The sequence below is a fragment of the Pseudomonas sp. GW821-FHT02A11 genome (assembly GCF_059421985.1).
Window position 1 is genome coordinate 25,554 of the sequence record NZ_JBWKWB010000014.1, and the last position, 23,437, is coordinate 48,990.

Genomic DNA, 23,437 nt, shown 5'->3' on the forward strand with positions numbered 1-23,437 from the left:
CCGCTAGGCTCGACATTGCAGCAGTGGGCCCGAGATATTACAGATTGCGCAGCGCGGCGACTACGGCGTCGCCCATTTCTTGCGTACCGACCTTGGCATTGCCTTCGGACCAGATGTCACCGGTGCGCAGGCCCTGGTCCAGAACCAGGCTGACGGCCTTCTCGATGGCGTCGGCTGCGGTGTGCTGATTGAAGCTGTAACGCAGCATCATCGACACCGACAGGATGGTCGCCAGCGGGTTGGCAACGCCTTTGCCCGCGATGTCCGGCGCCGAACCGTGGCAAGGCTCGTACATGCCCTTGTTGTTCGAATCCAGGGACGCCGACGGCAGCATGCCGATGGAGCCGGTGAGCATTGACGCTTCGTCGGAGAGGATGTCGCCGAACATGTTGTCGGTGACCATCACGTCGAACTGTTTGGGTGCACGGACCAGTTGCATCGCGGCGTTGTCCACGTACATATGGCTCAGCTCGACGTCCGGGTAATCCCTGGCCACTTGCTCGACCACTTCACGCCACAGCTGGCTGGAGGCCAACACGTTGGCCTTGTCCACCGAGCACAGCTTTTTGCCACGCACGTGAGCCATGTCGAAGCCCACGCGGGCAATGCGGCGGATCTCGCTCTCGCTGTACGGGAGGGTATCGTAAGACTGACGCTCGCCGTTTTCCAGCTCGCGGGTGCCCCGTGGCGCGCCGAAGTAGATACCGCCGGTCAACTCGCGAACGATTAGGATGTCCAGACCCGCAACGATCTCAGGCTTGAGGCTCGAGGCATCGGCCAGTTGCGGATAGAGGATGGCCGGACGCAGGTTGGCGAACAGGCCCAGTTGCGAACGGATTTTCAGCAAGCCGCGCTCAGGACGGATGTCGCGCTCGATGGCGTCCCATTTCGGGCCGCCCACAGCGCCCAGCAGCACCGCGTCGGCAGCACGTGCGCGATCCAGCGTTTCGTCGGCCAATGGCACGCCGTGCTTGTCGATCGCCGCGCCACCGATGACGTCGTGGCTCAGTTCGAAACCCAGCTGATACTTCTCGTTGGCCAGCTCCAGTACCTTGACCGCTTCGGCCATGATTTCCGGACCAATACCGTCACCTGGGAGAATCAGAATCTGTTTGCTCATAACGCCCTCGTTTCAAAATGGCGGTCGGCCTCTGGAGCGAGGCCGACTCGGGAGCTGCAAGTTTCAAGCGGCAAGCTGCAAGAAGAAGCCGCGCCGCGTCCCAACTTGCCGCTTGTGGCTGAAAACTTGTAGCTGCTTTTACCGGAAGAGCCACGGCTGCGAAGCACGATGCTTGCTCTCGAACGTTGCAATCGCATCACCATCCACCAGGGTCAGGCCGATATCGTCCAGGCCGTTGAGCAGGCAGTGCTTGCGGAACGCGTCGATTTCAAAGCGGTACACCTTGCCATCTTCGGCGATCACGGTCTGCGCTTGGAGGTCCACTTTCAGCTGGTAGCCCGGTTTGGCTTCCACAGCCTTGAACAACTCGTCGACTTCGCTTTCGCTCAGAATGATCGGCAACAGGCCGTTCTTGAAGCTGTTGTTGAAGAAGATGTCGGCATAGCTCGGCGCGATGATGCTGCGGAAACCGTATTCTTCCAGCGCCCACGGCGCGTGCTCGCGGCTCGAACCGCAGCCGAAGTTTTCACGGGCCAGCAATACGCTGGCGCCCTGATAACGTTCGTGGTTGAGCACGAAATCAGGGTTCAGCGGACGCTTGGAATTGTCCTGATACGGCTGACCCACATCCAGGTAACGCCATTCGTCGAACAGATTCGGACCGAAACCGGTGCGGCGGATCGACTTCAGGAATTGCTTGGGAATGATCTGGTCGGTGTCGACGTTGGCACGATCCAGCGGAGCGACCAAACCAGTGTGTTGAGTAAAAGGCTTCATGTGGGGCTCCTTAGTGCTGGCTCAGGGTGCGAACATCGACGAAACGGCCATTGACCGCCGCCGCCGCTGCCATCGCCGGGCTCACCAGGTGCGTACGACCACCGGCACCCTGACGGCCTTCGAAGTTGCGGTTGGACGTGGACGCGCAATGCTCGCCACTTTCCAGGCGGTCCGGGTTCATCGCCAGACACATGGAGCAACCGGGCTCACGCCATTCGAAACCGGCCTCGATGAAGACCTTGTCCAGACCTTCCTTCTCGGCCTGGGCCTTGACCAGACCCGAGCCCGGCACAACGATGGCCTGCTTGATGGTCGAAGCCACTTTGCGGCCTTTGGCGATCTCAGCCGCAGCGCGCAAATCTTCGATCCGCGAGTTGGTGCACGAACCGATGAACACGCGATCGAGTTGGATATCGGTGATCGCCTGATTGGCCTTCAGGCCCATGTACTTCAGTGCGCGCTCGATGGAGCCGCGCTTGACCAGATCGGCTTCCTGCGCCGGGTCCGGAACATTCTGATCCACGGCGAGGACCATTTCCGGGGAAGTACCCCAGCTGACTTGCGGCTTGATCTGCGCAGCGTCCAGTTCGACCACGGTGTCAAACACCGCGTCGTCGTCGGACACCAAGTCTTTCCAGGCCTCGACGGCGGCATCCCACTGATCGGCATTCGGTGCGAATGGACGCCCCTTGACGTAGGCAATGGTCTTTTCGTCTGTCGCCACCAGACCCACGCGCGCGCCGGCCTCGATGGACATGTTGCAGATGGTCATGCGGCCTTCGACGGACAGGTCGCGGATGGCGCTGCCGGCGAATTCGATGGCATGGCCGTTACCGCCGGCGGTGCCGATCTTGCCGATGATGGCCAGGACAATGTCCTTGGCGGTGACGCCGAACGGCAGCTTGCCTTCGACCTTCACCTGCATGTTTTTCATTTTTTTGGCGACCAGACACTGAGTGGCGAGCACGTGCTCGACCTCGGAGGTGCCGATACCGTGAGCCAGTGCGCCGAACGCGCCGTGGGTCGAGGTATGGGAGTCGCCGCAGACCACGGTCATGCCCGGTAAGGTGGCGCCCTGCTCCGGGCCGATCACGTGGACGATGCCCTGACGGGAGTCGTTCATCTTGAATTCAGTGATGCCGTATTCGTCGCAGTTGTCGTCCAGCGTCTGGACCTGCAGGCGCGAAACCTGGTCGGCGATGGCTTCGATGCCGCCCTTGCGCTCAGGGGTGGTCGGCACGTTGTGGTCCGGGGTCGCGATGTTGGCGTCGATGCGCCATGGCTTGCGGCCCGCCAGACGCAGGCCTTCGAACGCTTGCGGCGAAGTCACTTCGTGGATGATGTGGCGGTCGATGTAGATCAGCGCCGAACCATCGTCGCGCTGTTTGACCAAATGCGAATCCCAGAGCTTGTCATAGAGCGTTTTGCCGGCCATCAGACGTTTTCCTCATCAGCGTGTTTCTATGCCTTGGGTCCATTGACAGGCAATGACCTTTGGCTTGTAGGGCGGATGCTAGGGGTCGTGCGCAACCAGCTCAAACCCAGACTTTCTCTGGATGTGTGCTGAAGGGTTCTTCGCAGCGGCCCGCCTTGGTTCAGGGCATCCGTATCAGCGTATTTTGTTGCCGGGTCACCGGTGCCTTTTCCGCACAGCAAAAGACCCTTGGCTTGTGGGGGATGCTATGGAATATGCTTAAATAACTCAAATTCATATTTTTTATGCTTTGGATAACCAATAGGAATTCGAGATGGATCTGGCCAACCTCAACGCCTTTATTGCCATCGCCGAGACAGGCAGCTTCTCGGCCGCGGGTGAACGTCTGCACCTGACCCAACCGGCCATCAGCAAGCGTATCGCCGGACTTGAGTCACAGCTCAATGTACGCCTGTTCGATCGTCTGGGACGGGAAGTCAGCCTGACAGAAGCCGGCCGCGCCCTGTTACCCCGCGCCTACCAGATCCTCAACGTGCTCGACGACACACGCCGGGCGCTAACCAACCTGACCGGCGAGGTGACCGGCCGATTGAGCCTGGCGACCAGCCACCACATCGGCCTGCATCGCCTGCCCTCTTTATTAAGAGCGTTCACCCGCACGTATCCTGATGTCGCGCTGGACATCGAGTTTCTCGACTCTGAGGTGGCCTACGAGGAGATCCTCCACGGCCGCGCTGAGCTGGCGGTGATCACCCTCGCCCCGGAGCCCCATTTACTGATCAAGGCCGTGCCGGTGTGGGATGACCCGCTGGATTTCGTCGCAGCCCCCGAACACCCGCTGGCCAACACGCCGAACGTCAGCCTCGCGGATATCGCGGGTTACCCGGCGGTGTTTCCCGGCGGCAACACCTTCACCCACCACATCGTCAGCGGGCTCTGCGAGGCCCAGGGCCTGAAGCCGAACATCGCCATGAGCACCAACTATATGGAGACGATCAAGATGATGGTGTCCATCGGTCTGGCCTGGAGCGTGCTGCCCAGAACCATGCTGGACGAGCAAGTGACGCGTATTCCGCTTCCAGGCATCCAGCTGCGGCGCCAGCTGGGCTACATCGTTCACACGGAACGCACGCTGTCGAACGCCGCTCGGGCCTTCATGGCGTTGCTCGATGCCCAGGCCGAACCGGGAAGCTAACGAAGCTGCCCGCTTACCTGAGTTCGCTGGACAGACAACTGTGCAGAAAACGAAAAAGGCGCCTCGCAGGGCGCCTTTTTCATGGCTGGCGTTTGAATCAGTGCGCCAGGGTTTTCTGACCGTTGATCTGGATGCGTTTTGGCTTGGCCTCTTCAGGCACCAGACGCAGCAGGTCGATGTTCAGCAGGCCATTGACCAGTGCAGCATTCTGCACCTCGATGTGATCTGCCAGACGGAACGACAGCTTGAATGCGCGCTGGGCGATGCCCTGGTGCAGGAAGGTGACGCCTTCTGCGGTGTTGTCGCGCTTGCTGCCGGTGACGGTCAGCACACCCTTCTCGACCTGCAGTTCCAGGTCTTCTTCCTGAAAACCCGCCGCTGCGATGACAATGCGGTATTGATCGTCAGCGTGTTTTTCGACGTTGTAGGGAGGATAGGTGCTGGCCGATTCGTTCCGGGCCGCCGATTCGAACAGGTCGTTGAAACGGTCGAAGCCTACGGAAGAACGAAACAATGGAGCCAGAGAAAATGCGGTAGTCATGTGAAATCTCCTGATTTATCAGCAAGTGTTCATCTGCGCGACCCGACTTCGGCATCGCGTAATCCCTAGATAAGGACAGTCACTTCTGTTTCAAGAGTCGCTATGAAAATTTTTTTTCAGGCTGCTGCAGGCTCAGTGACGCCCAGCATCTGGCTGATCCGCTCGCAGTCGGTTTCGCGGCGCAACAAATCGAACAGCACGGTCGCCTCGGGGTAACTCTTGGTCAGCAACACCACCCACTGCTTGAGCCGGCCCGGCGCCTGCACGCGGGTCATCTTGGCCAGGGCCTGCTGCCAGAAGTGCTGTAACAACGGCTGCAATTGCTGCCAGGTCATTTCGACGACTTCACGCCCTGCTTCAGCGGCCGCGATCTGTCGACCCAGATCCGGGCGCGCCACCAGACCGCGACCGATCATGATGTCCCGCGCGCCACAGATTTCCCGGCAGCGGCGCCAGTCATCAACGGTCCAGATTTCGCCATTGGCGATGATCGGGATTTTCACCACATCCTGGATCTTGCCGATCCACTCCCAGTGCGCGGGCGGCTTATAGCCATCGACCTTGGTGCGCGCGTGGACCACGATGTGTTCGGCGCCGCCCGCCTCCAGCGCCCGCGCGCAATCGAGTGCAGGCTCGGTGCTGTCGTAGCCCAGGCGCATTTTGGCGGTGACCGGGATGTGCGCAGGCACGGCGCGGCGCACATGGCTGAGGATCGAGTGCAACAGCTCAGGCTCTTTCAGCAGAACCGCACCACCGCGGGATTTGTTCACGGTCTTGGCCGGACAACCGAAGTTGAGGTCGATGACCGGCGCGCCCAGCTCGGCGGCCAACGCCGCGTTTTCCGCCAGGCACACCGGATCGGAACCCAGCAGCTGCACGCGCAACGGCACGCCCGCGCGGGTTTTCGCGCCGGTGAGCAGTTCAGAGGCGAACTTGTGGAAATAGTGTTCCGGCAGCAGACGCTCGGTCACCCGGATGAATTCGGTCACGCACCAGTCGATGCCGCCGACCTGAGTCAGTACATCGCGCAGGATGTCATCGACCAGGCCTTCCATGGGCGCCAGAGCAATTTGCATGGGTCACACTCGAAAAAAGTCCGGCAGTTTACGCAGTGGCGGCCGGATTGGGAACGGGCCGTGTGTCAGGAAACAGCCATCTGCAGCGCCGGCGCGTAGCCTTCGATGAACTCGGTGGGCATACGTTTCGGCTTGCCGGAGGACAGCTCGATGCAGACAAAAGTGGTTTGTGCCCGCAGCAGGGTGACGCCGTCGCCGGGCCGCTTGAGCTGGAAGCGCCGGGTCATCTTGAGCTTCTGGTCCCAGTCGACGATCCAGGTGGCCAGTTGCAGCTCGTCGTCCTGGTAAGCGCTGGCCAAGTAATCGATTTCGTGGCGGACCACCGCCATCGCCCGGTCCAGGCGCCGGTATTCGGTCAGGTCCAGGCCGAGTTGCTGCGAATGACGCCACGCACAGCGCTCAAGCCAGGTGACGTACACGGCATTGTTGGCGTGCCCCAATCCATCGATATCCTCCTCGCCCACCTGTAGATCGATGACGAACGGCGTTGCCAGATCCCAGACCATGCTCACTCCTGCCCTCATAAATACATTCGCGGGGCAGTGTAACCAAAAGCGTCGCGGGTGGGTTTCGATCTGTCAGGAACGCCTCACTGCATGGCCGACTTGGCAGCGCGCAGCACGCGGTCGGACAGCTCGTTCGGCCCCAATGCACGGGCCAACGCCAAACCGCCGAGCATCAGGGCGATGTCGGCCAGGGTCTTATCGGTTTCTTCGGGGCTCGCGGCCAGTTGCGCGATCATCAGCTCGACGTGCTCGGACAGCGCGCCGCGAAAGTCATCCGACAGCCGGGCCATCTCCCCGATCGCCGTCGGCAGCGGGCAGGCGTGCTCTTCAGCGTCGCGGTGCTTGCGTGACAGGTAAAAGGCAGCGAGCAAGGCTCGGCGTTCTTCGCCTGGCAGTTGGTCGTCGATCTTGGCGACCATCTCCCGGCGCTCGGCCAGCAATTGACTGAACGCCTCCAGCATCAGGGCTTCCTTGCTGTCGAAATGCGCGTAAAAGCCGCCGACGGTCAGCCCGGCCGCGCCCATGATCTCGTTGACGCTGGGCTCCACCGGACCACGAGCAATCAACGCAGCGCTGGCTGCGGTGAGGATGCGTTCGCGGGTTTGTGCTTTTTTATCGTTCATGTCCGCCTCCGGGATGATGGCAGTAATATTATCTGCATCATCGGGGATGGCAAGGAGCGGAAGTCTTCAGGGCGGTCAGAGCGACCAGGTGGGCGGGACAAATAAAACCCCAGAAAAACAAAAGGGCCATTCAATAATCGAATGACCCTTGGTCTCGCAGAGCGAGAAATCGTGGCGTCCCCTAGGGGACTCGAACCCCTGTTACCGCCGTGAAAGGGCGGTGTCCTAGGCCACTAGACGAAGGGGACGCAAAACCTTCAGTCAGGTTCGTCATTACATCTCGACGAACCCTGGCAAAATTGGTGGAGCTAAGCGGGATCGAACCGCTGACCTCCTGCATGCCATGCAGGCGCTCTCCCAGCTGAGCTATAGCCCCGAATTTACGCCTCTCGGCGGAGATCAACCTTGCGGCGTCACTCGGTGAAACTGGCGTCCCCTAGGGGACTCGAACCCCTGTTACCGCCGTGAAAGGGCGGTGTCCTAGGCCACTAGACGAAGGGGACGTAACCCTTGTGTACCTGATCGGTGCTGGTTCCGATTTACGGTACAAACTTCAAGGCAGTGTAGCCAACCTTGAAGCCTCTAAATTGGTGGAGCTAAGCGGGATCGAACCGCTGACCTCCTGCATGCCATGCAGGCGCTCTCCCAGCTGAGCTATAGCCCCACATTACACTTTCACATCACACCTGCGTTGCCGCTGTGTTTCTGTGTTGCCGTGTGGACGGGGCGCATATTAAGTGCGACCCGGATACCTGTCAAACTTTTTTTAAACAAATTTCAAAAGAATTTTCCGGGATAACAATCACTTACCGCCCTCCCCTGATTCTGCCCGCGCAAAATCAGGGGGTTGACCGGCCATCACAGGCCTGGCGTTGCAGACGTGCGGTGACTGACGGTCCGTCAGCCGATCGCGCCGAGCAGCTTTTCCCACTCTTTGTTTTCTTTCTTCGACACGCCGCCCAGCAGGTCCAGCGCCTGACGCAGACGGTAGCGAGTCAGATCGGGGCCGAGAATTTCCATGGCATCGGTCACTGACACCGAGTTGGCTTGCCCGGTGATTGCAGCGAACATCAGCGGCATCGCATCACGCAGCTTGAGCTGCAAATGCTCGACCACCGCCTGGATGCAGCCGGTGATAGTGTCTTTTTCCCACTGGCGCAGGGATTCGAGCTTCCACAGGATCAACTGCATCACCTGACGCACCTGCTCAGGCGACAGTTTCTTGTGCTCGAACAGCTTCGGATCAGGGTTCACGGCGCCCGCGAAGAAGAACCCGCCCAACGGCGCGACCTGGCTGAAGGTCTCGACGCGGCCCTGAACGTGGGGCGCGATCTTCATCATGTAATCGCTGTTGAACGCCCACTTCTGCACGCGCGCAGCGAATTCCTCGACCGGCAGCTCGCGCAGCCACTGGCCGTTGAGCCAGGACAGCTTCTCGATGTCGAAAATCGGGCCACCCAGCGAGACGCGGTTCAGGTCGAAATGGTCGACCATTTCCTGCAGCGAGAACTTCTCACGCTCGTCCGGCATCGACCAGCCCATGCGGCCCAGGTAGTTGAGCATTGCTTCGGGCATGAAGCCCATGCGCTCGTAGAAAGTCACCGAGGTCGGGTTCTTGCGTTTGGACAGTTTGCTCTTGTCCGGGTTACGCAGCAGCGGCATGTAGCACAGCGCCGGCTTCTCCCAGCCGAAGTATTCGTAGAGCAGGATCAGCTTCGGTGCCGACGGCAGCCATTCTTCGCCGCGCAGCACGTGGGTGATGCCCATCAGGTGGTCGTCGACGACGTTGGCCAGGAAGTAGGTCGGCAGGCCGTCGGTCTTCATCAGCACCTGCATGTCCATGCGGTCCCACGGGATTTCGACTTCGCCACGCAGGATGTCCGGCACCACACACACGCCCTCGCTCGGCACCTTCATGCGGATGACATGGGGTTCGCCAGCGGCCAGGCGACGCTCGACTTCTTCCTTGGACAGCAGCAGCGCACGGCCGTCGTAGCGCGGGGTTTCGCCACGGGCCATCTGCTCGGCGCGCATCTGGTCCAATTCTTCGGCGGTGCAGAAGCACGGGAAGGCGTGACCGGCGTCGACCAGTTGCTGGGTGTACTTCTTATAGATGTCGCCGCGCTCGCTCTGGCGGTACGGGCCGTGAGGACCACCGACGTCCGGGCCTTCGCTCCACTCGATGCCGAGCCAGCGCAGCGCGTCGAAGATCTGTTGTTCGGACTCGCGGGTCGAGCGCAGCTGATCGGTGTCTTCAATGCGCAGGATGAATTCGCCGCCGTGCTGTTTGGCAAAGCAATAGTTGAAGAGTGCGATGTAAGCCGTGCCAACGTGGGGGTCGCCGGTCGGCGATGGCGCGATGCGGGTACGAACGGTCATGAAAAATCTCGAGCAAATGGATCAAGGACCGGATGGTAGCAGGGCCGCCCCTCGCCGCTCTACCCGCATCGCTTCGTTTTACGTACACGGGGCTGTCGATTGATCGGCCTCGTTGTACTGGAACATGAAGTCCTCATCAGGCGTTCGCGGCGGCATCACCCTGATCAGCGGAACTTTCACGCCGCCGCCCGTAGAGGAGCATTGAAAGTCGTGCTGAATCTTCTGCGCATCGGCCAACCCATTGGTCTGACCATTTGTGCGATACCAGAACGCTTTAATCGGCAGAGAGCGACCCAGCCCTTGCCCCCATACGTCAACGAGCATCTCATTCCAGGTGTTGAACGATGCATTCTGATGAAGACTATTGAGCAAGGCCATTGATGCTAATGCCGCATTAAACGTAGGCCCAGCATATTGATTGGCACTGTCAGGAACACTGAAGGCGCATTGATGAAGGGATCTGTAAGCAGTGCCATTCTTGTAATAATGGTCAACCCATTGTGCCGCCGTGCTCACGGCCGGTTGTAATCTATGACAGCGATCACTGGCGACATAGTTGGGATACGGTCCTTTGCCACAACCATGGTCCTGTCGATAATCAGTACTTCCATCCATTGGAAAGAGACATTCCACCATCAACTTCATTTTATCCGCTGGACGCTCGAATTCGGGAAAGAGGATGTAGCCCTTGGTGAAGCCTTGGTACATGAGGAATTTCGAGTCTTTGCGAATATAAACGAAAGACACCCCGCCCTTGGCAATTTGAGTAGGGCTGGGATCCCACGCATGAAAACTGGTGGAAAAGTCTGCATCTCGCAAGATAAGCCCACTGCATAGAAACGCGGGTCTGGAATCCGAACCGCAATTGCTCGGAGTGTGCGCATACAAGCGTTGCACGTCAGCCAGCACTTGCGCTCCGCTATTTATTTGCGCAGGTGAATTTGATTTCGGCTCAGGTGTTTGAACACATCCATGCAGCAAAAACAGTATCAACAGGCAATATCTGTTCATGTTCTTTCTCCGGGGGCAACTCAACGTTCCCAGATGCTAGCCCCAAGCAAAAACGCTCGGCTACTGTCAGAAATGACAGTAGCCGTCAGTGTCCAGAGCCCCCAAAACTTGATAAATCATGCCATGACATCCATCCGGTCCTGTTTTGATCGCTGCGTTACGGATTACGGGTCATCAACGGCATGATTGCCGCTTGCCAGTATCAACCCACTGCCAGATCATCCGTGCCTTGATACGCCCCTCTTTTTCGACGGATCGACCATGCGTGCACCGCTTATAAGACGACTGTTGACGTTCATCACTCTGACTCTGCTGATCGCCCTCGCCTTCTTTGCCCAGTGGTATTTAACAGGACGTTTTTTCGAAACCACCGACAACGCGTACCTACAGGGTGAAATCACCCGGGTCTCCAGCCAGCTCGGCGCGCGGGTCAGCGAAGTGCTGGTTCAGGACAACCAGCACGTGGAAAAAGGCCAGTTGCTGGTGCGCCTGGAACCCGATGATTTCCGTCTGGCCATCGACCGCGCCCAGGCGACCCTCGCCACTCGCGAGGCCGAGCGGGTTCAGGCGCAGAGCAAACTCACTCAACAATCGAGCCTGATCGCCGCCAGCGATGCCCAGGTGCAGGCCAATCAGGCGACGCTGGGCCGCACGCAACTCGATCTCGCGCGCCTGCAAAAACTGCGCAAGCCTGGTTTCGTGTCCGAAGCTCAGGTCACCAACATGACCGCCGACAGCAGCGTCGCGCGCTCACAGGTGAGCAAGGCTCAGGCCGATGCTCAAAGTCAGCGCCAGCAGGTCAACGCCCTGACCGCCGACCTCAAACGCCTCGACGCGCAGATCGCCACCGCTCGCGCGGACCTTGCCCAGGCGCAGATCAATATGCAGCGCACGGAGATTCATGCGCCGATCAGCGGCCTGATCGGCCAGCGTGCCGCGCGCAACGGGCAGTACGTGCAGGCCGGGGCGTATCTGTTGTCGGTGGTGCCTGACGAAGACATCTGGGTGCAGGCCAACTTCAAGGAAACCCAGATCGAGCACATGGAAATCGGCCAGTCCGCCGAGCTGACTTTCGACAGTTTCCCCGGCACGCCGATCCAGGGCCGGGTCAACAGCCTGTTCGCCGCGTCCGGCGCACAGTTCAGCCTGTTGCCGCCAGACAACGCCACCGGCAACTTCACCAAGGTGGTGCAGCGCATTCCGGTGAAACTGACTTTCGCCCGCGACAATCCGCTGCGCGGCAAGATTCGTCCGGGCATGTCGGTGACCGTTTCGGTCAACATCAAACCCGCGAACGACGACAGTGGTCGGTGACGCGCTGATCCGCCCGGTCGGCGAACCGACCCGGCGCGACTGGATCGCGGTGATGAGCGTGATGCTCGGCGCCTTCATGGCGGTGCTCGACATCCAGATCACCAACTCCTCGCTCAAGGACATTCAGGGCGCGCTGTCGGCCACCCTGGAAGAAGGCTCGTGGATTTCCACCTCCTATCTGGTGGCGGAAATTATCATGATTCCCCTCACCGCCTGGCTGGTCCAACTGCTGTCGGCGCGCAGGCTGGCGGTATGGGTATCGCTGGGGTTTCTCGCCTCCTCGCTGCTCTGCTCGATGGCCTGGAGCCTGGAGAGCATGATCGTCTTCCGCGCCATGCAGGGGTTCACCGGCGGCGCGCTGATTCCGCTGGCATTCACCCTGACGTTGATCAAACTCCCCGAACACCACCGGGCCAAGGGCATGGCGCTGTTCGCCATGACCGCCACCTTCGCCCCTTCCATCGGCCCGACCCTGGGCGGCTGGCTGACGGAAAACTTCGGCTGGGAGTACATCTTCTATATCAACGTCCCGCCGGGGCTGTTGATGATCGCCGGCCTGATGTACGGCCTGGAGAAAAAAGCCCCGCACTGGGAACTGCTCAAGAGCACCGACTACGCAGGCATCGTCACCCTCGGCGTGGGGCTGGGCTGTCTGCAGGTGTTTCTTGAAGAGGGCCATCGCAAGGACTGGCTGGAATCGAACCTGATCGTCAGCCTGGGTAGCATCGCCCTGCTCAGCCTGATCACTTTCGTGATCATTCAGTTCTCCAAACCCCAGCCGCTGATCAACCTGGGCATTCTCGGCAATCGCAACTTCGGCTTGTCGAGCATTTCCAGCGTCGGCATGGGTGTGGGGCTGTACGGCTCGGTGTATCTGCTGCCGCTGTACCTGGCGCAGATTCAGGGCTACAACGCCCAGCAGATCGGCCAAGTGATCATGTGGATGGGCATTCCGCAACTGTTCCTGATCCCGCTGGTGCCGCAATTGATGAAAATCATCCCGCCAAAAGTGCTGTGCACGCTGGGGTTCGGCCTGTTTGGCCTGGCGAGCTTTTCATCCGGCGTGCTCAACCCGGATTTTGCCGGGCCCCAGTTCAACCATATTCAGATCGTCCGCGCGCTGGGCCAGCCGCTGATCATGGTGACCATCTCGCTGATCGCCACCGCTTATATCCAGCCACAGGATGCTGGCTCGGCCTCGAGCCTTTTCAACATCCTGCGCAACCTGGGTGGCGCCATCGGCATCGCTCTGCTCGCAACCCTGCTGGATGCACGGACCAAGACCTACTTCGATTATCTGCGCGAATCGATCTCCCCTGCCAACCCGCAGGTCGCCGAGCGCATGGCGCAACTGACCGATCGCCTGGGCAACGAAACCGCCGCCTTGGGCAAGCTCAGCGAGATCGCCCATCAGCAGGCGGCGATCATGGCCTATAACGATGCGTTTCATTTTGTCGGCATCGCGCTGGGCATCAGCATGCTGGCGGTGATGTTGACCAAACAGCTGCCCAGCGGGATCAAGGGTGGGGCGGCGCATTAAACGGGCTTTTTGTATCGCTCTGTGTACATCCACGGCAGCGATACATTGCTGCGGATCTTGACCGGGATACGGGACACAGAGGCGATACACCTGCGGGGTTTACTAGGCACGTCGATCAGCGCAGCCCAACGTCAACGGGGCGCGATCAAAACCTTTGAACCTTTGCAGGAGCTCTTCCCATGAAAATCCAGATCCTTCTTGGCCTCGCCTTCTCCGTCCTCGCTGCCAACGTCTTTGCCGCCGATGGCGCGGAGCATCTGAAACAGTTCCAGAGCGCACAGTTCAGCAGCCAGCAGGCCGCGCAGGATCAACTGGCCTCTGACGGCGCCGATCACCTGAAGGCCTATCAGACCGCCGAGCGTGGCGCGCTGAGCATCGACCTGAAGACCACCGACGCCGTGGCGGATGTGCGCAACGAGTTCGGCTCGCAGTACCAGCGCTACTGATTGGGCGAGCGCAGCGACCTGTGGGAGCGAATGCATTCTGGGCGGCGTTCCGAGGAGAGGGCCGTACAGCCGATGCAGATGTACGCCTGAAACACCGATTCGCGAATGAATTCGCTCCCACAGGTTTGAGTTCAGCAGGACGTTACGGCAGCAGTCGTTTCAGCGCTCGGCCTGCCAGTCGTCCGGCACCACCGCGATTACGTCGATTTCCATCAGCCATTGCGGCTGTCCCAGCCCCGAAATCACCAGCCCGGTGGAGATCGGGAACACGCCTTTGAGCCACTTGCCGATCTCCTGATACACCGGCTCGCGGTAGCGAGGGTCGATGATGTAGGTGGTGGTCTTGACGATGTGCGACAGGTCCGAGCCTGCCTCTTCGAGCAATTGCTTGACGTTTTTCATCGCCTGCTCGGCCTGGGCGCGAGGGTCGCCCAGCCCGACCAAGTTGCCTTCGAAATCGGTGCCGATCTGGCCGCGGACATAAATGGTATTGCCTGCGCGGACCGCCTGACACAAGTCGTTATCCAGCGACTGGTTCGGGTAGGTCTCTTTGGTGTTGAACATGCGAATGCGGGTGTGGGTCGGTTGTGCCATCTGAAACTGCTCCATCAAACGATAACGGGTCGCCCCCCGATCAGAGGGCTGCGCGGCAACGGAAATATCAGGCGTTGACAGGTTTGCCCTGAACAGGCACGACCGCGGACACTGAAGCGCAAGCGGCCGGTTTGGCGGCACGCTGCGCGGCATCGCGGTATTCCAGATAGCTGCGCTGAATGGCGATGTGGTCGGCGACGTATTTGGCATCGTGCCAAACGCCCCAGATGAACGACGATCCGCGCCGCGACTGCCACGGCAGGCCGAGGAAGTAGATGCCCGCTTCGCTCGACACCCCGCGCTGATGCACCGGTTTGCCCTTGGCATCGAACGCATCGACCTTCATCCAGCTGTAATCGGTGGCAAAACCGGTGGCCCAGATGATGGTGGTGATGCCCGCTTTTGCCAGATCCAACTCCAGGATGGGCTGGCGCACGCATTCGGCATCGGGAAACACGCGACGCGCTTCGGGTTCCAGAGGCAGGTCCAGGCCGTTGCGTTCGATGTACGCATCGGCGGCATCGAGCACCGCCAGGTAGTTTTCGTCACCGCGTTTGAGGTTTTCGATCAGGTCCGGCTGGAAGCTGACCACGCCGTTTTCGAACGAACGGGTCACGCCCGCCAGTTTCATGCCGCGCTGGGCCAGTTCACGGAAATCCACGGTTCGCCCGCCATGGGCGCCGCTCACAGCGATGGTCACGTGCTCACGACCCGGCTTCATCGCCGCTTGGTCCCACTCGCCGAGCACCCCCAGCCACCAGCAGAAATCCCGATTGCGGTAGGCGCGCGGCGGCCGGTCGTGCTGCCCGACGGACAGATACACCTCACGCCCGGCGCGCTGCAATTCATCGGCAATCTGCGTTCCGGAAGACCCTGCGCCGACCACCAGCACCGCGCCTTCAGGCAGTTGCTGGGGGTTGCGGTACTCGGCGGAATGAATCTGATTGACGTGTGCGTCCACGGGGGCGATGGCCGGAATGACCGGGCGCTGGAACGGCCCGGTCGCGACCACCACGCGGTTGGCCTGAATCACGCCTTCGGACGTCTCGACGGTGAAGCCCGGACGCCCTACGTTACGTTCGACCTTGCGCACCTCGACACCGGTGCGGATTGGCGCGTTGAACTTGCGCGCATAGGCTTCGAAATAATCGGCCACCCGCTCTTTGGGGGCAAAGCCGTCGGGGCTCAGGTCGTCGAACTCAAGGCCCGGAAAGCGATCGTGCCAGGCCGGCCCGTTGGCCACCAGCGAGTCCCAGCGCCCGGTACGCCACGCTTCGGCAATCCGGCTGCGCTCAAGCACCAGGTGGGGTACACCCAGTTTGCTCAGGTGTTCGCTCATGGCCACGCCAGCCTGGCCGGCGCCGACCACGAGCGTATCGATTTGATTATTTCCAGCTGTCATACCTGTGTCCTTCACGAAGGCGGGTGTGGGCGCATTCTGTGCAGGATCAGGGGATAGCGAAATTATGATTTTTGTCGTCGCAGAGCAGGAAAAAGCTAAGGGTTGGATACGCGCAAACAGAACCTCCATGCAGCGCATGCATTTCATCTGAACAAAAAAAGATCGAGATAGCGAATGGCAGCGATCCCCTCGCTGGCACCCGCTTCGTCAGGCAACTCCTGGCGCAGTCAGCATCCCATGACACATCAGCCCCAATACGCTGCGCATGTGCGCGGCGTGGGCTTCGCGATCCGGTACGGCTTCTGTGGCCAGGCGAACGAACGCCAGGTTCGCGTATTGGTTGAACAGGGTCGCGGCAACGTCGGTGTCAACAGACGCGCGCACCTTGCCCACCTTCTGAAAACGCACCAGCAGCGTCTTGGCCTCCTCCACCACCGCCGCGTTCCAGGGGTGCAAAGCCTGTGACAGCTCACCGGTAAACAGAAACGGCGCCAACTCCCGCCACAGCGAAGCCGGCATGGCGCGCAACTGGTAACGGGTCATCAGGCCTTCGAGCTCGCACAGGGCGTCGAGCGGGTCGGAGTTGTCATCCAGGTTCGCCCTCGCTTCGCGCATCGCCTGTTCGTCAGGCGCCTTCAGCAACGCGAGCAGAATCTCCTGCTTGCCGCCGAAATAATTGACCACCGTGGGCGCCGAAACCCCCGCCTGATTGGCGATCTGCTCAAGGGTGGTGACGCCAAAGCCGTTGGCCTTGAACAAGGTCAGCGCGGCTTCGGCGATGTCCTGTCGGCGCTGTTCTTTCTGCCGTTCTCTGAGCCCGGTCATAGTGCCCTTTCGGTGGAATTTCGATGAGGTGCAGGTTACGAAAATTCGTTTCCTTTGAAAATTATTTTATTTACAAAAATATTTTTATCTGACAAAACTTGTTGCACATTCAGCCCACAATCGCCCTCGCCCGCTCATAGAAGTCCATGAACGCAGGCAACGGGTGCCATCCGCCGGAGAAGCGCCATGTCCATCGAACTCGACACTGAACGCAACAGCAGCCGCAGTACCCGTGACTATCAGGCGTCCGATGCCGCCCACCACATTCACGCATTCGTCGACCAGAAAGCCGTGAACGAGGAAGGCCCGCGCGTGATGGTGCGGGGTGACCGCCTGTCGCTGTGGGACAACGATGGCAAGCGGTATCTGGACGGCATGTCGGGGCTGTGGTGCACGAATCTGGGCTACGGCCGCAAGGACCTGGCCGCTGCCGCCAGCGCGCAACTGGAGCAGTTGCCCTACTACAACATGTTCTTCCACACGACCCACCCGGCGGTGATCGAGCTGTCCGAACTGCTGTTCAGCCTGCTGCCCTCGCATTACAGCCACGCGATCTACACCAATTCCGGCTCCGAGGCCAACGAGGTGCTGATCCGCACCGTGCGCAAGTTCTGGCAAGTGATGGGCAAGCCCGAGAAAAAGGTCATGATCGGCCGCTGGAACGGCTACCACGGCTCGACGCTGGCCGCCACGGCGCTGGGCGGCATGAAGTTCATGCATGAAATGGGCGGCAGCATTCCGGACGTCGCGCACATCGACGAGCCCTACTGGTTTGCCCACGACGGCAACCTGAGCCCCGAGGAATTCGGCCTGCGTGCAGCCCGCCAGCTGGAAGACAAGATCCTCGAACTGGGCGCCGACAAGGTCGCCGCGTTTGTCGCCGAACCCTTCCAGGGCGCGGGCGGCATGATCATCCCGCCGCAGACCTACTGGCCGGAAATCCAGCGCATCTGCCGCCAGTACGACGTGCTGCTGTGCGCCGACGAAGTGATCGGCGGCTTCGGTCGCACCGGCGAGTGGTTCGCCCATCAGGCCCTGGGGTTCGAACCGGACACCCTGTCCATCGCCAAGGGCCTGACGTCGGGTTACATCCCCATGGGCGGCCTGATCCTGTCGCGGCGCATGGCCGAAACGCTGGTGGAAAAAGGCGGTGTGTTCGCCCACGGCCTGACCTATTCCGGGCATCCGGTGGCCGCCGCTGTGGCCATCGCCAACCTTCAGGCCTTGCGCGACGAAGGCGTGGTCGCCCAGGTGAAAACCGACACCGGGCCCTACTTGCAGAACTGCCTGCGCGAGGTGTTCGGCAATCACCCGCTGGTGGGCGAAGTCCAGGGCGTGGGGCTGGTGGCGGCGTTGCAGTTCGCCGAGGACAAGGCCACGCGCAAGCGCTTCGTCAACGAGAACGACATCGCCTGGCGCTGCCGCACCATCGGTTTCGAGGAAGGCATCATCATTCGCTCCACATTGGGCCGCATGATCATGGCCCCGGCGTTGGTCGCGACCCGCGCCGAACTGGATGAGCTGGTGGACAAGACGCGCATCGCCGTGGACCGCACAGCGCGGGAGTACGGGCGTCTGTAAAAGCGCCTGCGCGCTGATAAGGTTTTACCTAACCCGCCTCGACAAAAATCCTCGTTTCGCCGACCGCGTTGCCCCGACAGAATGCAGTCATGTCCCATCCTCGTTCGGGCAGCGTCTTACGCGCTGTTCGGACGGCGGATGGCAGGTCAGGACGAAACAGGATACTCACCATGACGTTTTCAATCGTCGGCCGTTGCGCCGAAACCGGACAACTGGGCATCGCCATCAGCTCCTCCAGCATTGCCGTGGGCGCCCGCTGTCCCTGGCTGCGTCCCGGCGTCGGCGCAGTCGCCACACAGAACATCACCCTCCCCGCCCTTGGCCCTCACGTGCTCGACCAACTGGAGAAAGGCCTGTCTCCCGCCGAAGCGCTGGACAAAGCCCTGACCAGCAATGGCTACAGCCAGTTTCGTCAATTGACGGCCATCGACCATCTGGGCCGCACTGCGCACTTCAGCGGCAGCGAAACCCTCGGCACCCACAACGCCCTGGCGGGTGAGCAATGCGTCGGCGCAGGCAACATGCTGGCTGACCGGGCAGTGATCGAGACGCTGGTGCAGACCTTCGAAAACAGCGGCGGGCAGCTGGCGGATCGCTTGATCGCTGCCATGCAGGCCGCCGTTGCCGCAGGCGGCGAAGCGGGCCCGGTGCACTCGGCGGCGATGGTGGTGGTCGGCGAGCTGACCTGGCCGATCGTCGATCTACGGGTGGACTGGGCTGACGAAGACCCCATCGGCAAACTGGCGCAGATGTGGGCCGATTACAGCCCACAAATGCAGGACTACATCACCCGCGCCCTCGATCCGACGAAGGCGCCGAGTTATGGCGTGCCGGGTGATGAGTGACAAGTCCTGAAGGAGAGCCGCGCATGAGCAATAGCCGCGACCTGCTCGCCGCACTGGTGGCGTTCGACACCACCAGTCGTGAATCGAATCTGCAGCTGATCGAGTTCGTTCGCGACTACCTGGCCCACCTCGATGTGCCCTGCGAGCTGATCTACAACGAGCCGCGCAGCAAGGCCAATCTGTTCGCGACCATCGGCCCGGCGGATCGTCCGGGCATCGTGCTGTCGGGGCATACCGACGTCGTGCCGGTGGACGGCCAGCCCTGGACCGTGGCGCCGTTCGCGCTGAGCGAGCATGACGGCAAGCTTTATGGCCGTGGCACGGCGGACATGAAAGGCTACATCGCCTGTGTGCTGGCGGCCGTGCCGCAATTGCTGGCCGCGCCGCTGCGCATGCCGGTGCACATTGCGCTGTCCTACGACGAAGAAGTGGGCTGTCTGGGCGTGCGCTCGTTGCTCGCCGAGCTCGAGAAGCGCCCGGTCAAACCGCTGCTGTGCATCATCGGCGAGCCCACCGAACTCAAGCCCGTGCTTGGGCACAAGGGCAAACTGGCGATGCGCTGCGATGTGCATGGCGCGGCCTGTCATTCGGCCTATGCACCTGACGGCGTCAACGCCATCGAATACGCCGCCGAGCTGATCGGCGAGCTGGGGCGCATCGGCTCGACCCTGCGCGCGGCCCAGCTGCACGACCCGCGCTTCGATCCGCCCTTCACGACTGTGCAGACCGGCATGATCAGCGGCGGCAAGGCGCTGAACATCGTCCCGGCCGATTGCCGCTTCGACTTCGAAGTCCGCGCGCTGCCGGCTCATGACCCGCTTGAGGTCGCGCAGCAACTGCAGCAATACGCCAGGGAACAGGTACTGCCGCGCATGCGTGCCGTGAACCCGGGCACGGATATTCGCTTCTCCGCGCTGTCGGCGTATCCGGGGCTGGCGACCGATGCCAGGAGTCAGGCGGCGCAGTTGATTGCGCAGTTCTGCGGCTCTGACGCATTCACCACGGTGGCGTTCGGCACGGAGGGCGGGCTGTTCGACGCCATCGGCATCCCCACCGTGGTCTGCGGGCCGGGGAGCATGGATCAGGGGCACAAGCCAGATGAGTTTGTCAGTGTTGCGCAGCTTGAGGGATGTGATGGGATGCTGCGGCGGATGATTGAAACGCTGCAGGTTGATCAGAACCGATAACGGCGGCGAACGAATATCCCTGTGGGAGCGAATTGATTCGCGATTGGCCAGTCCAGGCGATAGAAATGTATCGCCCGAACCCTTTTTCGCGAATGAATTCGCTCCCACAGAAAACGCGCACAGCCGAACATTACTGGCTAAGCCCCTTTCGGCGCCAGCTCCTCGCGACAATGATCCACAAACAATTGCGCCGGCTTGGTCAACTGCGAACGACGCAGCCACGCCGCTGACAACCCGGAACCGGTCACTTGCTCGGCCAGCGGCACGCATACCACTTTCTGTCCATCGTAGGTGTATTCGGATTTCGGTCGGGTCACCAGAATCGAAAAGCCGAAACCCCGCCCGACCATGCCCCGCACCATCTCGATGGACGGCGAGCTGAACTGGATGTGCGGGGTCAGGCCGCGCTCTTCGAAGATGCTGACGAAGTAGGTCCGGCTGGGCTGCACGTCGAGCAACACCATCGGTTCAAGCACCAGATCGTTGAGCGACACCTTGGCCTGGTTGGCAAAGCGGTGCCCTTCCGGCAGCAGCGCGTAGGGTTGCTGCGGCGCCATCAGCGGCAAGGTGTCGATGGTGCTGTCCAGGTCGTGCTCGTAGAGGATCGCCAGATCGATGCTGCCCGACGTCAGCCCCTGCACCAGATCCTGCTGCTCGCCATCGCGCATGCGGATTTCCACCCCCGGCCAGCGATCACGAAAGCCGGCAATCAGACGCGGCAGGTACAGCGGCGCCACGGTCTCGAAGCAGCCGATGTCGATCTGCCCGGCCACCACGTCGTTGTCCGCCAGGGCGTTCTGCTCAAACTCGTGGGCCACGCGCAACAGTTCCTGGGCCTTGCGATAGAACCGTGCGCCGCTGGGGGTCAGTGATACGCCCTGGGCGTGATGACGAATGAACAGCTGCACGGCAAAGCTTTCTTCCAGATGCTTGATCGCGGTGGAGACCGAAGGCTGCGCGATGTACAGCTTGCGCGAGGCTTCGGCGACGCTGCCGCACTCCACCGTGGTGACGAAATACTTGAGTTGTCGCAGGTTGTAGGCTGCCATTGCTACCTCGAAGTGGGTCAAGCGTGACCTCGGATCATGCGCGTCATTCTGCGATCTTCATACCACTTGGGAAACAAGCAAATTCCTGCCCCTTGATGCTAAAAAACCTGACCTCGAAGCAGTGCAGGCAGGCACCACAACGGTGCATTGGAGGCGAGTTTTTTTATCGATAGCAACCACATTTTTACTAATTTCCTGCCCTCCTCACATCCCCCACTATCGGCACCACTGATCGTTTACATGGCCCGCAGAGGCCATCGAAGGAGTGTGCAGTGACGGACTTCAACCGCTGGCAACATCTGGCGCAGACGCAACGTTTCATCGACTCGGCGCTCGTCGCCGGCAAACCCCATCATGCGCTGAGCGGTGAGACCTTCGCAGTGGTCAACCCGGCCACCAACGCCTTGCTGGCCCACGTGGCAGCGTGCTCGGATGCCGACGTCGAGGCCGCCGTGCGCATCGCCCGCGCAAGCTTCGAAAGCGGGCCGTGGGCGCGCATGCAACCCCGGGAACGCAAGGCGATTCTGTTGCGCTTGTCTGATCTGATTCTGGCCCATCGTGAAGAACTCGCGCTGCTCGATTCCCTGAGCATGGGCAAGCCGGTGATGGACGCTTACAGCATCGACGTACCGGGCGCTGCCGGTGTGTTCGCCTGGTACGCCGAGAGCCTCGATAAGCTATACGACCAGGTCGCGCCCACCGGCCCAGGTACCCTGGCCACCATCACCCGGGTGCCACTGGGGGTGATCGCCGCCGTGGTGCCGTGGAACTTTCCGCTGGACATGGCCGCCTGGAAACTCGCCCCGGCACTGGCCGCCGGCAACAGCGTGATCCTCAAACCCGCCGAGCAATCGCCATTCTCGGCCCTGCGTCTGGCCGAGCTGGCCCTGGAAGCGGGTGTGCCCGAGGGCGTGTTCAACGTGATCACCGGCCTGGGCGAGCACGCCGGTCGAGCCCTGGGCCTGCACCCGGATGTCGACGCGCTGGCGTTTACCGGTTCCACTCAGGTCGGCAAATACTTCATGCAGTACGCCGCGCAGTCCAACCTCAAGCAGGTGTGGCTCGAGTGCGGCGGCAAGAGCCCGAATCTGGTATTCGCCGATTGTCAGGACCTGGACCTGGCCGCCGAGAAAGCCGCGTTCGGCATCTTCTTCAATCAGGGTGAGGTGTGCTCAGCCAACTCGCGTTTGCTGGTGCAGCGCTCGATTCATGATGAGTTCGTCGAGCGCCTGATCGACAAGGCTCGACACTGGCAGCCGGGGGATCCGCTCGATCCGACCAGCAAGATGGGCGCCATCGTCGACGCCGCGCAAGCTGCGCGGGTGATGGAATACATCGGTGAGGCCAGCCACAACGGCGCGCAACTCGTGGCCGGCGGTGACCGCGTGGTGATCAACGGCTCGGACAATTTCATCCAGCCGACGCTGTTCACCCACGTCACGCCAGACATGCGCTTGTCCCGCGAAGAAGTGTTCGGGCCGGTGCTGGCGATCACCCCGTTCGATGATGAGGATCAAGCCGTGCACATGGCCAACGATCACATCTACGGGCTCGCGGCGTCTGTGTGGAGCGACGACCTCAACCGCGCCCATCGCGTGGCCAGCCGCCTGAATGCCGGGACCGTTTCGGTCAATACCGTCGATGCACTGGACGTCTGCGTGCCCTTCGGCGGCGGCAAACAGTCCGGTTTCGGACGCGACCTGTCACTGCACTCGTTCGACAAATACACCCAACTGAAAACCACCTGGTTTCAGTTGCGTTGAGTCGTTGGCACGTAGACAGATCGTGAGAACACCTGTGCCTTGTGGGAGTGAGCTTGCTCACGAAGGGGCCGGGACATCCTCTCCATCCGCTGCGGCTGAAACATTGCTTTCGTGAGCAAGCTCACTCCCACAGCTCCTGCGGTGGCCTGAAAGTTGCGATATCGGAAGCCTTTTGCAAGCCATTCAAGTCCCGGCATTTTCGCCGGGGCGCTACGTGAGTAACCCATC

The 23,437-nt window shown here is 61.0% G+C and carries 21 protein-coding genes and 4 tRNA genes; 8 read left to right on the forward strand and 17 right to left on the reverse strand.

All coding sequences use genetic code 11. The features are described from left to right. Window positions 1-37: 37 nt before the first annotated feature. From leuB to leuC, 3 genes are all read right to left on the reverse strand, one after another. Window positions 38-1,120 (reverse strand): 3-isopropylmalate dehydrogenase, encoded by a 1,083-nt coding sequence (gene leuB, locus AC07V9_RS19060; protein WP_495017206.1) that lies wholly within the window; start codon window positions 1,118-1,120, stop codon window positions 38-40. A gap of 138 nt (window positions 1,121-1,258) precedes the next feature. Next, a complete protein-coding gene (gene leuD, locus AC07V9_RS19065; RefSeq protein WP_495017207.1) occupies window positions 1,259-1,897 on the reverse strand; it encodes a 3-isopropylmalate dehydratase small subunit in 639 nt (212 codons plus the stop codon). 10 nt (window positions 1,898-1,907) lie between these two features. Next, entirely contained in the window at window positions 1,908-3,332 is a 1,425-nt protein-coding gene (gene leuC, locus AC07V9_RS19070) for a 3-isopropylmalate dehydratase large subunit (RefSeq protein WP_495017208.1), read from the reverse strand. A gap of 313 nt (window positions 3,333-3,645) precedes the next feature. On the opposite strand from leuC, the gene AC07V9_RS19075 reads away from it, so the two are divergent. Next, entirely contained in the window at window positions 3,646-4,527 is an 882-nt protein-coding gene (locus tag AC07V9_RS19075) for a LysR family transcriptional regulator (RefSeq protein WP_495017209.1), read from the forward strand. A gap of 97 nt (window positions 4,528-4,624) precedes the next feature. Here AC07V9_RS19075 and AC07V9_RS19080 read toward each other — a convergent pair whose 3' ends face one another. The 10 genes from AC07V9_RS19080 to AC07V9_RS19125 form a co-directional block, all read right to left on the reverse strand. Beyond that, entirely contained in the window at window positions 4,625-5,068 is a 444-nt protein-coding gene (locus AC07V9_RS19080) for an Hsp20 family protein (protein WP_495017210.1), read from the reverse strand. A 116-nt stretch (window positions 5,069-5,184) separates the two neighbouring features. Then, the gene (locus AC07V9_RS19085; RefSeq protein ID WP_495017211.1) at window positions 5,185-6,144 is read right to left on the reverse strand and encodes a tRNA dihydrouridine synthase; all 960 of its coding nucleotides are present in this window, start codon (window positions 6,142-6,144) and stop codon (window positions 5,185-5,187) included. Window positions 6,145-6,209: 65 nt separating this feature from the next. Next, entirely contained in the window at window positions 6,210-6,650 is a 441-nt protein-coding gene (locus AC07V9_RS19090; RefSeq protein WP_495017212.1) for an acyl-CoA thioesterase, read from the reverse strand. An 83-nt stretch (window positions 6,651-6,733) separates the two neighbouring features. Beyond that, entirely contained in the window at window positions 6,734-7,273 is a 540-nt protein-coding gene (locus AC07V9_RS19095) for a TetR/AcrR family transcriptional regulator (RefSeq protein WP_495017213.1), read from the reverse strand. 172 nt (window positions 7,274-7,445) lie between these two features. Continuing rightward, window positions 7,446-7,521 (reverse strand) — tRNA-Glu (locus tag AC07V9_RS19100). A 52-nt stretch (window positions 7,522-7,573) separates the two neighbouring features. Further along, window positions 7,574-7,649, reverse strand: a tRNA-Ala gene (locus tag AC07V9_RS19105). 51 nt (window positions 7,650-7,700) lie between these two features. Further along, a tRNA-Glu gene (locus tag AC07V9_RS19110) sits at window positions 7,701-7,776 on the reverse strand. An 85-nt stretch (window positions 7,777-7,861) separates the two neighbouring features. Next, window positions 7,862-7,937, reverse strand: a tRNA-Ala gene (locus AC07V9_RS19115). Window positions 7,938-8,173: 236 nt separating this feature from the next. Beyond that, window positions 8,174-9,652: a glutamate--tRNA ligase gene (gene gltX / locus AC07V9_RS19120; RefSeq protein ID WP_495017214.1), complete on the reverse strand. Its 1,479-nt coding sequence runs from the start codon at window positions 9,650-9,652 to the stop codon at window positions 8,174-8,176. Window positions 9,653-9,730: 78 nt separating this feature from the next. Next, the gene (locus AC07V9_RS19125) at window positions 9,731-10,663 is read right to left on the reverse strand and encodes a hypothetical protein (RefSeq protein WP_495017215.1); all 933 of its coding nucleotides are present in this window, start codon (window positions 10,661-10,663) and stop codon (window positions 9,731-9,733) included. 261 nt (window positions 10,664-10,924) lie between these two features. Here AC07V9_RS19125 and AC07V9_RS19130 point away from each other — a divergent pair, with 261 nt between their 5' ends. The 3 genes from AC07V9_RS19130 (at window position 10,925) to AC07V9_RS19140 (ending at window position 13,963) form a co-directional block, all read left to right on the forward strand. Further along, entirely contained in the window at window positions 10,925-11,977 is a 1,053-nt protein-coding gene (locus AC07V9_RS19130) for an HlyD family secretion protein (protein WP_495017216.1), read from the forward strand. Beyond that, window positions 11,967-13,517, forward strand: a complete 1,551-nt coding sequence (locus tag AC07V9_RS19135) for an MDR family MFS transporter (protein ID WP_495017217.1) — start codon at window positions 11,967-11,969, stop codon at window positions 13,515-13,517. Before AC07V9_RS19130 ends, AC07V9_RS19135 begins: the two co-directional genes overlap by 11 nt. Before the next feature lie 179 nt (window positions 13,518-13,696). Beyond that, window positions 13,697-13,963 (forward strand): hypothetical protein, encoded by a 267-nt coding sequence (locus AC07V9_RS19140; protein ID WP_495017218.1) that lies wholly within the window; start codon window positions 13,697-13,699, stop codon window positions 13,961-13,963. Window positions 13,964-14,122: 159 nt separating this feature from the next. On the opposite strand, the gene AC07V9_RS19145 is transcribed toward AC07V9_RS19140, so the two are convergent. The 3 genes from AC07V9_RS19145 to AC07V9_RS19155 form a co-directional block, all read right to left on the reverse strand. Then, window positions 14,123-14,557, reverse strand: a complete 435-nt coding sequence (locus tag AC07V9_RS19145) for a RidA family protein (RefSeq protein ID WP_495017219.1) — start codon at window positions 14,555-14,557, stop codon at window positions 14,123-14,125. A gap of 67 nt (window positions 14,558-14,624) precedes the next feature. After that, window positions 14,625-15,959 carry a flavin-containing monooxygenase gene (locus tag AC07V9_RS19150; protein WP_495017220.1) on the reverse strand — a complete coding sequence of 445 codons (1,335 nt, stop codon included), beginning with the start codon at window positions 15,957-15,959 and terminating at the stop codon, window positions 14,625-14,627. Window positions 15,960-16,166: 207 nt separating this feature from the next. After that, the gene (locus AC07V9_RS19155) at window positions 16,167-16,784 is read right to left on the reverse strand and encodes a TetR/AcrR family transcriptional regulator (RefSeq protein ID WP_495017221.1); all 618 of its coding nucleotides are present in this window, start codon (window positions 16,782-16,784) and stop codon (window positions 16,167-16,169) included. Window positions 16,785-16,970: 186 nt separating this feature from the next. Between AC07V9_RS19155 and AC07V9_RS19160 the strand changes: the two genes are divergently transcribed. The 3 genes from AC07V9_RS19160 (at window position 16,971) to argE (ending at window position 20,397) form a co-directional block, all read left to right on the forward strand. After that, complete coding sequence (locus tag AC07V9_RS19160) at window positions 16,971-18,365, forward strand: aspartate aminotransferase family protein (protein ID WP_495017222.1); 1,395 nt, start codon at window positions 16,971-16,973, stop codon at window positions 18,363-18,365. 170 nt (window positions 18,366-18,535) lie between these two features. Next, window positions 18,536-19,210: a DUF1028 domain-containing protein gene (locus AC07V9_RS19165; RefSeq protein ID WP_495017223.1), complete on the forward strand. Its 675-nt coding sequence runs from the start codon at window positions 18,536-18,538 to the stop codon at window positions 19,208-19,210. 23 nt (window positions 19,211-19,233) lie between these two features. Beyond that, complete coding sequence (gene argE, locus AC07V9_RS19170) at window positions 19,234-20,397, forward strand: acetylornithine deacetylase (protein ID WP_495017224.1); 1,164 nt, start codon at window positions 19,234-19,236, stop codon at window positions 20,395-20,397. A gap of 137 nt (window positions 20,398-20,534) precedes the next feature. On the opposite strand, the gene AC07V9_RS19175 is transcribed toward argE, so the two are convergent. Next, window positions 20,535-21,446, reverse strand: coding sequence for a LysR family transcriptional regulator (locus AC07V9_RS19175; RefSeq protein ID WP_495017225.1), 912 nt, complete (start codon window positions 21,444-21,446; stop codon window positions 20,535-20,537). Between the two features lie 272 nt (window positions 21,447-21,718). Here AC07V9_RS19175 and AC07V9_RS19180 point away from each other — a divergent pair, with 272 nt between their 5' ends. Further along, on the forward strand, window positions 21,719-23,209 hold the full coding sequence (locus tag AC07V9_RS19180) for an aldehyde dehydrogenase (RefSeq protein WP_495017226.1): 1,491 nt from the start codon (window positions 21,719-21,721) through the stop codon (window positions 23,207-23,209). Window positions 23,210-23,437 lie beyond the last annotated feature (228 nt).

Excerpts from the sequence above, each read along its gene's own strand:
- leuB (WP_495017206.1), bottom strand. The coding sequence starts at position 1,120 with ATGAGCAAACAGATTCTGATTCTCCCAGGTGACGGTATTGGTCCGGAA.
- leuD (WP_495017207.1), bottom strand. The coding sequence starts at position 1,897 with ATGAAGCCTTTTACTCAACACACTGGTTTGGTCGCTCCGCTGGATCGT.
- leuC (WP_495017208.1), bottom strand. The coding sequence starts at position 3,332 with ATGGCCGGCAAAACGCTCTATGACAAGCTCTGGGATTCGCATTTGGTC.
- AC07V9_RS19075 (WP_495017209.1), top strand. The coding sequence starts at position 3,646 with ATGGATCTGGCCAACCTCAACGCCTTTATTGCCATCGCCGAGACAGGC.
- AC07V9_RS19080 (WP_495017210.1), bottom strand. The coding sequence starts at position 5,068 with ATGACTACCGCATTTTCTCTGGCTCCATTGTTTCGTTCTTCCGTAGGC.
- AC07V9_RS19085 (WP_495017211.1), bottom strand. The coding sequence starts at position 6,144 with ATGCAAATTGCTCTGGCGCCCATGGAAGGCCTGGTCGATGACATCCTG.
- AC07V9_RS19090 (WP_495017212.1), bottom strand. The coding sequence starts at position 6,650 with ATGGTCTGGGATCTGGCAACGCCGTTCGTCATCGATCTACAGGTGGGC.
- AC07V9_RS19095 (WP_495017213.1), bottom strand. The coding sequence starts at position 7,273 with ATGAACGATAAAAAAGCACAAACCCGCGAACGCATCCTCACCGCAGCC.
- gltX (WP_495017214.1), bottom strand. The coding sequence starts at position 9,652 with ATGACCGTTCGTACCCGCATCGCGCCATCGCCGACCGGCGACCCCCAC.
- AC07V9_RS19125 (WP_495017215.1), bottom strand. The coding sequence starts at position 10,663 with ATGAACAGATATTGCCTGTTGATACTGTTTTTGCTGCATGGATGTGTT.
- AC07V9_RS19130 (WP_495017216.1), top strand. The coding sequence starts at position 10,925 with ATGCGTGCACCGCTTATAAGACGACTGTTGACGTTCATCACTCTGACT.
- AC07V9_RS19140 (WP_495017218.1), top strand. The coding sequence starts at position 13,697 with ATGAAAATCCAGATCCTTCTTGGCCTCGCCTTCTCCGTCCTCGCTGCC.
- AC07V9_RS19145 (WP_495017219.1), bottom strand. The coding sequence starts at position 14,557 with ATGGCACAACCGACCCACACCCGCATTCGCATGTTCAACACCAAAGAG.
- AC07V9_RS19150 (WP_495017220.1), bottom strand. The coding sequence starts at position 15,959 with ATGACAGCTGGAAATAATCAAATCGATACGCTCGTGGTCGGCGCCGGC.
- AC07V9_RS19155 (WP_495017221.1), bottom strand. The coding sequence starts at position 16,784 with ATGACCGGGCTCAGAGAACGGCAGAAAGAACAGCGCCGACAGGACATC.
- AC07V9_RS19160 (WP_495017222.1), top strand. The coding sequence starts at position 16,971 with ATGTCCATCGAACTCGACACTGAACGCAACAGCAGCCGCAGTACCCGT.
- AC07V9_RS19165 (WP_495017223.1), top strand. The coding sequence starts at position 18,536 with ATGACGTTTTCAATCGTCGGCCGTTGCGCCGAAACCGGACAACTGGGC.
- argE (WP_495017224.1), top strand. The coding sequence starts at position 19,234 with ATGAGCAATAGCCGCGACCTGCTCGCCGCACTGGTGGCGTTCGACACC.
- AC07V9_RS19175 (WP_495017225.1), bottom strand. The coding sequence starts at position 21,446 with ATGGCAGCCTACAACCTGCGACAACTCAAGTATTTCGTCACCACGGTG.